The organism is Bacillus sp. LL01, assembly GCF_001037965.1.
The window spans coordinates 1-6,322 of the sequence record NZ_LFEL01000091.1; the positions used below are offsets into that span (position 1 = coordinate 1).

At 30.6% G+C, this 6,322-nt stretch carries 6 protein-coding genes; all 6 read left to right on the forward strand.

The features are described 5' to 3' along the window. Positions 1-808: polysaccharide pyruvyl transferase family protein (locus tag AB685_RS25035; protein WP_047973306.1), on the forward strand; the 808-nt coding region annotated here is incomplete at its 5' end. Between the two features lie 11 nt (positions 809-819). Continuing rightward, positions 820-1,977 (forward strand): glycosyltransferase family 4 protein, encoded by a 1,158-nt coding sequence (locus tag AB685_RS25040; RefSeq protein ID WP_047973307.1) that lies wholly within the window; start codon positions 820-822, stop codon positions 1,975-1,977. 457 nt (positions 1,978-2,434) lie between these two features. Beyond that, entirely contained in the window at positions 2,435-3,208 is a 774-nt protein-coding gene (locus tag AB685_RS31475; protein ID WP_157860754.1) for an O-antigen ligase family protein, read from the forward strand. Between the two features lie 37 nt (positions 3,209-3,245). Then, positions 3,246-4,154 (forward strand): glycosyltransferase, encoded by a 909-nt coding sequence (locus AB685_RS25050; protein ID WP_047973309.1) that lies wholly within the window; start codon positions 3,246-3,248, stop codon positions 4,152-4,154. Positions 4,155-4,183: 29 nt separating this feature from the next. Next, the gene (locus AB685_RS25055) at positions 4,184-5,023 is read left to right on the forward strand and encodes a glycosyltransferase (RefSeq protein ID WP_128755943.1); all 840 of its coding nucleotides are present in this window, start codon (positions 4,184-4,186) and stop codon (positions 5,021-5,023) included. Positions 5,024-5,049: 26 nt separating this feature from the next. Further along, a complete protein-coding gene (locus AB685_RS25060) occupies positions 5,050-6,072 on the forward strand; it encodes a hypothetical protein (RefSeq protein WP_047973310.1) in 1,023 nt (340 codons plus the stop codon). Positions 6,073-6,322: the final 250 nt, after the last annotated feature.

Genomic DNA, 6,322 nt, shown 5'->3' on the forward strand with positions numbered 1-6,322 from the left:
TATTATTGTTGGAACAGGTGCTGGACCTGTGTCTTTTTACCCTWCAAAGAAAAAAATAGTAAATATTTGCCGAGAGTCTTCACTTATTGCGGTAAGAGATAATGAATCAAGAGACTTTTTAGTCAGAAATGGGGTAAACACTGAAGAAGTTCAAGTAACTGCAGATGTAGTTTTAAGTTTAACTAAAGACAGTTTACCTCCTGAGTATATTACAGAAGCTAGGAGAATTTTAAATAAGAATAACAATACGCTAGTAGGAGTTCATTTTGGATTGTCATTTGATAATAAGAACTATTCCGGTACACACATTAAAAAAGTAGCTGACTATTTAATAAATTATTTTAATGAGAATAAGGAAATAAAGCCTATTTTAATTGCGGATAAAAGAAATTCTAAAGAACAAAATCAAATGATTGAATATATCTCTTCCAAATTAGTAAATAAATATGAAATCTATAAACATACTAATGTATGGCTAACCACTGCAATTATTTCGGAGTTAGATAAAGTTTTTACTACAAAACTTCACGTAGGAATTGTGGCTTATAGCATGGGAGTTGAACCTTTTGGCTTAGCGGCTCACCAAAAAACAAAACGTTTTTATCAGCAAAGCAACCAAAAAATGAATTGTTTCGAATTAAGTTCATTTGATGAGGAAGAGTTTGTTAAGAAAATCAGATCTTTCTTAACAAGTGAACCAAGGTATAAAAATATGAGCAAGCAGGATTTGCAATTACGAGAAGATTTAAAGAATAGTGCATTGAAAAATAAAACGATTATCAATAAATTTATTTCTAATGGTGATTAAGGGGAGGAATTATGAAAATTGCACTTGTTTGTTATAAATTCCCCCCTTTGTATTCGGGTTATGGAAAGCAATTAAAAACTATCTCAGAGAATATACTAAAGAATAATAATGACATTGAATTTAACGTATTGACAGCTGCTCCGGACACTTCTAGCACTATAACAAGAATGAATCTTATTAATTTGCTAAGAGAAAACAAAAAAGAACAAAATCAAGCTAGAAATTTTTATGTTTATGTTATAAAGGTATTCTTATGGTTAATATTCAACAGAAATAGATATGATGTAATTCACTGTGTAAAAGCAGGTCCCGAGGCTATGGTGTCTACTATTGTGGGGAAACTATACAAAAAAAAAGTTATTATAAAAATCGCACAAGATGAATTAGGAACTAAAGAAATTGAACGAAGTAACATTATTAGGCGAATACCTCGGATTTTAAGAAGAACAATTATAAAGCACGCTGATAACTTTATAGCAATAAGTACGGAGATTGAAAGTAGGTTAAAAGGCGTTGGAATCAAGGAGTCGCAGATAAAAAAAATCCCTAATGGCGTAGATGAAAGAATTTTTTTTCCTGTGACGGTTGATCAGAAAAAGAAATTGAGAAAAGAATATGATATTGATGAAGCTAACATTGTTGTAATGTTTGCAGGATCAATCTGTGTAAGAAAAGGAATATTTGATTTACTAAATAGTATTGAGTTGATAAAGAATGATTTGAATAAAGTTACTTTTTTATTGTGTGGACCAATGTATGAAAAAGAAAAAGAATTCTACAAACAATTAGATGAGCTAAATGGTAATAATAACATTAATATAATTTATAAAGGTGAAGTAAGTAATACGTCTGTATTCATGCAACTTGCGGATATTATGATATTACCTTCTTATTCAGAAGGATTACCTAATGTATTATTAGAAGCTGGTATGTCAGGCTTGCCATTATTAGCGTCTAATATAGGTGGAAACGTTGATATAGTTCAAAATGGTGAGAATGGGTTATTGTATGAGGTGGGTAACGTACACGAATTGACCTTATCACTTATAGAGTTAATAAATAATGAGAATTACAGAAAAAATCTTGGAAAATCCTCACTCATGATGGCAAAAAATAAATATAGTGTACAAAAAATATCGAATGGTTACTTAAAATTATACAAAAATTAATGTAATTATTTTTCAAATACTGGAGACGGAAATGAAATTAAATTACTCAATCGTACTTTTTTCCATATTGTTAACTTTTTCATTGGTTGTTCCTGAATTTATTGGCTTCTCTACAAGGTATCTTGTGATATTTTACTTCATAATCTATTGCTTAATTAAGTTACCCTATGGACGAGTATATATTTATAAAGATAATCTTTACATCTTATATTACTTATTATTAATGATAGTTATCAGTCTCTTAACCCTGATGTACGCTGTAGATTTTCATGGTGTTCTCGCTTTTATTAATACACACATATATTCTATTATACTGTTAATTTTAATTGTGAACATTTTTAAATATGGAGAGGGGCTTTATTTTTTTCAAAAAGTTTATATTATATCCGTAACAGTGGTCTCGTGTCTAAGTTTAATAAGTTATTTAAGACATTTTTATACAGGATATGATTCAGGGATGCTATTTATTATTAACAGTTGGGATCTCGCACGTACCTCTGGGTTTATAGGGAACCCAAATTATTATGCGGTTACGTTATTAGTTTGCATCGGATTTATACTTTCTCTCTTTTATACAAGTCAGGTTAAAAGTAAATTTTATTATTTAGCTAATACCTTAGTCATAATTGATTTAATGCTAACCTTTTCTCGTGGAGCAATTCTAGCTCTGTTCATTATGGTTGTAGTATACTTTTTAATTTATTTGAGACCAAGAATAAAAAAAGGTTGGATAATAAAGTCACTCTTAATTATGCCATTTATTATATATGTTTTATTAAAAGTAATGAAAACAAATTTATTCGAAAGGATATATAATAATTTTGCATTTAGAGTAGAAGATGCTTTAGAAGGTAGTGGAGCAAGTAGGTACATCATATGGGAAGACGCTCTAAATTTATTTTATAGCAGTAATAGTTATATCTTATTTGGTGTGGGGGGTAATAATTTTATAGCAATGCATGAACACAACCTACACAATAACTACCTTAAAGCACTGATTGAAAGTGGTATGATAGGCTTTATGTTTCTAATTATTTTTCTGGTCGTACTAATCTTAAAAACTATAAATGTAAAGAACTTAAAAGTTAATTCTCCATTCTTTTTTATTTTAATTGGCTTTTTGGTGTTTTCATTGTCAAATGATATGTTTATAGTACATGAATTTTGGGTTATAGTAGCTTTAATTTCAACCTGGAAAATTAAATGTGATTTAAAAGATAAACTCAACTGAAATGTAAATTTGAATAACTTTTAAAGAGGTGAAATCCTTGGGAGTTTCAGTAATAATTCCTACTCATAATAGAATATCTCACTTGAAAGAGGCTGTGAGAAGTGTTGTGACTCAATCAGTACGACCCAAAGAGATAATTATTGTTGATGACAATTCCGATACTAAATTTGATAAAGATATTTTTAAATCAGATAGGCTAATTAATATAATTATTCATAGATTTGATAGTTCTGTGGGAGCTTGTACTGCACGAAATAAAGGGGCAGAACTTGCCACTGGGGAAGTACTTATGTTTTTGGATGATGATGACACCTGGGAACCAAATAAAATAGAAAATCAGATTAATATTCTTAATAATAATAAAGATATTGGCTTGGTGTATTCAGGGAAATTAGTGGTAAGTGATTTGGATAGAAATAATGTAATAAGAACCATCAAGCCTTCTGCCAATGGTGATCTTTATCCTGAAATCTTATACACGAATTTAATTGGGACAACATCGTCTGTGGCGGTTAAAAGAGAGATTTTTGTCGATGTAGGTGGGTTTGATATAAACCTGCCTGCCCTACAAGACTATGATTTGTGGATAAGATGTTGTAAGGTAACTAAAATTGCACACGATTCTCAATGTAGTGTAAGGTATACAGTCTTTAATAATCCTTCAAATCAAATAAGTGGACGAAGCAATAACCACCTAGAAGCAGTTTCTTATATTATGGAAAAGTATGCTCAAGAGATTTCTACCGAAGGGTACCTTGCTTATAAAAAAATAAAATCTGCACATTTATTACGTATAACTAAATCAGCGTATAAAAGAAATTATTTCCAAGCAATTCCATGGGCAATTAAGAGTATAATTACTTATCCAAACTTAAGAGCAGGGTTTTATTTAATGCCACCATTCATTAATAAAATAATTTTAAGGAAATGGAGATTATTAACCTAACGTTGCGAAATAGTAAATTATCTAAGTAGGTGATTAAAATAGATCCAGAAGTAACGATTGTACTTGCCACCTATAATGCAGAAATGCATTTAGAGGAATGTTTACTAAGTATATCTGAACAAACATATGAAAATTTCAAAGTTAATATAATTGATGATCATTCCAAAGATGACACTCAGACTATACTACAAGAATGGTGTGAAAAAGATAATAGATTTAACTTAATTGACATCAACGATAGCAACAAGGGGCTCACAATTACTTTAAATGAGTTACTAAGATCTACCAATTCATCTTATATTGCTAGAATGGATGCTGATGATATTATGGAATCAACTAGATTAGCAAAGCAGGTAATGTATTTAGAAGAAAATAAGAGTGTCTCTATAGTTGGTTCATGGGCAGAAGAAATAAACGAATTTGGGGAGATAGGAAAATTAAGAAGGGTTCCTACTCAATACTCTGATATTAAAAAGTTGATTATTAAAGTAAACCCTGTAATCCACCCATCTGTTATGTTTCGAAGAGATGATATTATGGAGATCGGTGGTTACAATGAAAAATACCGATTTGCTCAAGATTATGATTTATGGTTTAAAGCTTTAGCTAATTCAAAAAAGATTGAGAACATTCCAGAAGCATTAATTAAATATCGAGTTAGTTCTACTCATGTTGAGAAGAGAAAAATTAGCTATAGGATGATTGACGCTAAAATTCGGTGGGAAGGAACTAAGAAAATAGGATGTGGTCCTATAACAAGACTTACTTCTGCATCGATTCCTATATTTCTTGGAATAATCCCTAATTTCGCTAAAAAAATAATATTAAATATGAGTGAAAAAATTGATCCTAGACAGAAAGTTAAATAACCTGTGTACGGATTTGAGGTGATCAAGTGGGAGAAATAGAAACTAAGGTTTTGAGAGAACTTGAAAGTATTGGTGCTTCAAAAAAAACAATGGCAGCGCTTAGTTGTACTGCTAGATCATCAAATGCTTTTGTGGTTTYACCTAGAAGAAAGGTAAGGGACATTTCCTTTATAAACTTTCTTACATCTACTAACGAAGTAGCTAGGAAAGTCTTAAATGTGTTAGATGGCAAAGTACCTACTATTTATATTGATGTTGAAAAAAAGCAAGATTGTGATTTATGGAAAATTGCACAAGAGACCATCAGGAAATCTAAAGTTATACTTTACAAACCTAATGATGTTACTGTAGAAGCGCTTGATCAACTAGTTCGAGAGAAATTTAAGCAAGAGGTATATAACAAAAAAATACTAATAATTGGATCGGGTAACCTCGCTACTAAAGTAGCACTGCGTTTTGCTGAAATGAATGCAGAAGTCTTTGTCTTCGGTCGTAATAAAGAGAAAGTTAAAAAGATAATAGAAGTATTAAATTTTATTTTACCAAAATATAATACATACCCGATTAAGTTACTAAGTAGTTCGATAGTTTCTCAAGAAGAAGAATTTGATTCTGTTATTTCTTTAGTATCTGGAGAACGAGTAATAAATAAAGAATTTTGCTCTCTATTCAAGCAGGACACCCTTGTTATTGATGGCGGAATTAATAATTTTTCTAAAGAATTCATCTCAAAAGCACATGAAAAAGAAGCTACTATACTTAGGTTGGATGTTAGAGTGGGTTTTGAATACACTCTTTTATCAGAAAGTAATGAAATTAATGCTTTTTTTGAAAAAGTTCATGGCAGAAGAGAAATTAACGGTACAATGACAGTAGCAGGTGGAATCATAGGAAGAGAGGGAGATGTTATTTTAGACCAAATCAATAAGCCTACTCAACTAATTGGGGTGGCAAATGGTATAGGAGGTGTAAAAGATGGAACAGAGCTTAGAGAAGAAGAACGGGAAAGTTTGGCGAAAGTCCGGGACTACATCATACAAAGTACTTAAACGCATATTTGATATAATAGTCAGCTCCATAGCATTGATATTGTTATCCCCTTTATTTTTAATAGTAAGTACGTTAATTTTAATTCTTGATGGAAGACCTGTTTTTTTCTTTCAAGAACGAACTGGTATTCACGATACAAGATTTAAGATGTGGAAGTTTAGGTCAATGAAACCAAGTAATAAACAAGTCAAAAGAAATAATGAGTATAATTGGAAAAATGGTGTACCAGATGATTTTGTTTAAAAAACA

Excerpts from the sequence above, each read along its gene's own strand:
- AB685_RS25040 (WP_047973307.1), top strand. The coding sequence starts at position 820 with ATGAAAATTGCACTTGTTTGTTATAAATTCCCCCCTTTGTATTCGGGT.
- AB685_RS31475 (WP_157860754.1), top strand. The coding sequence starts at position 2,435 with ATGCTATTTATTATTAACAGTTGGGATCTCGCACGTACCTCTGGGTTT.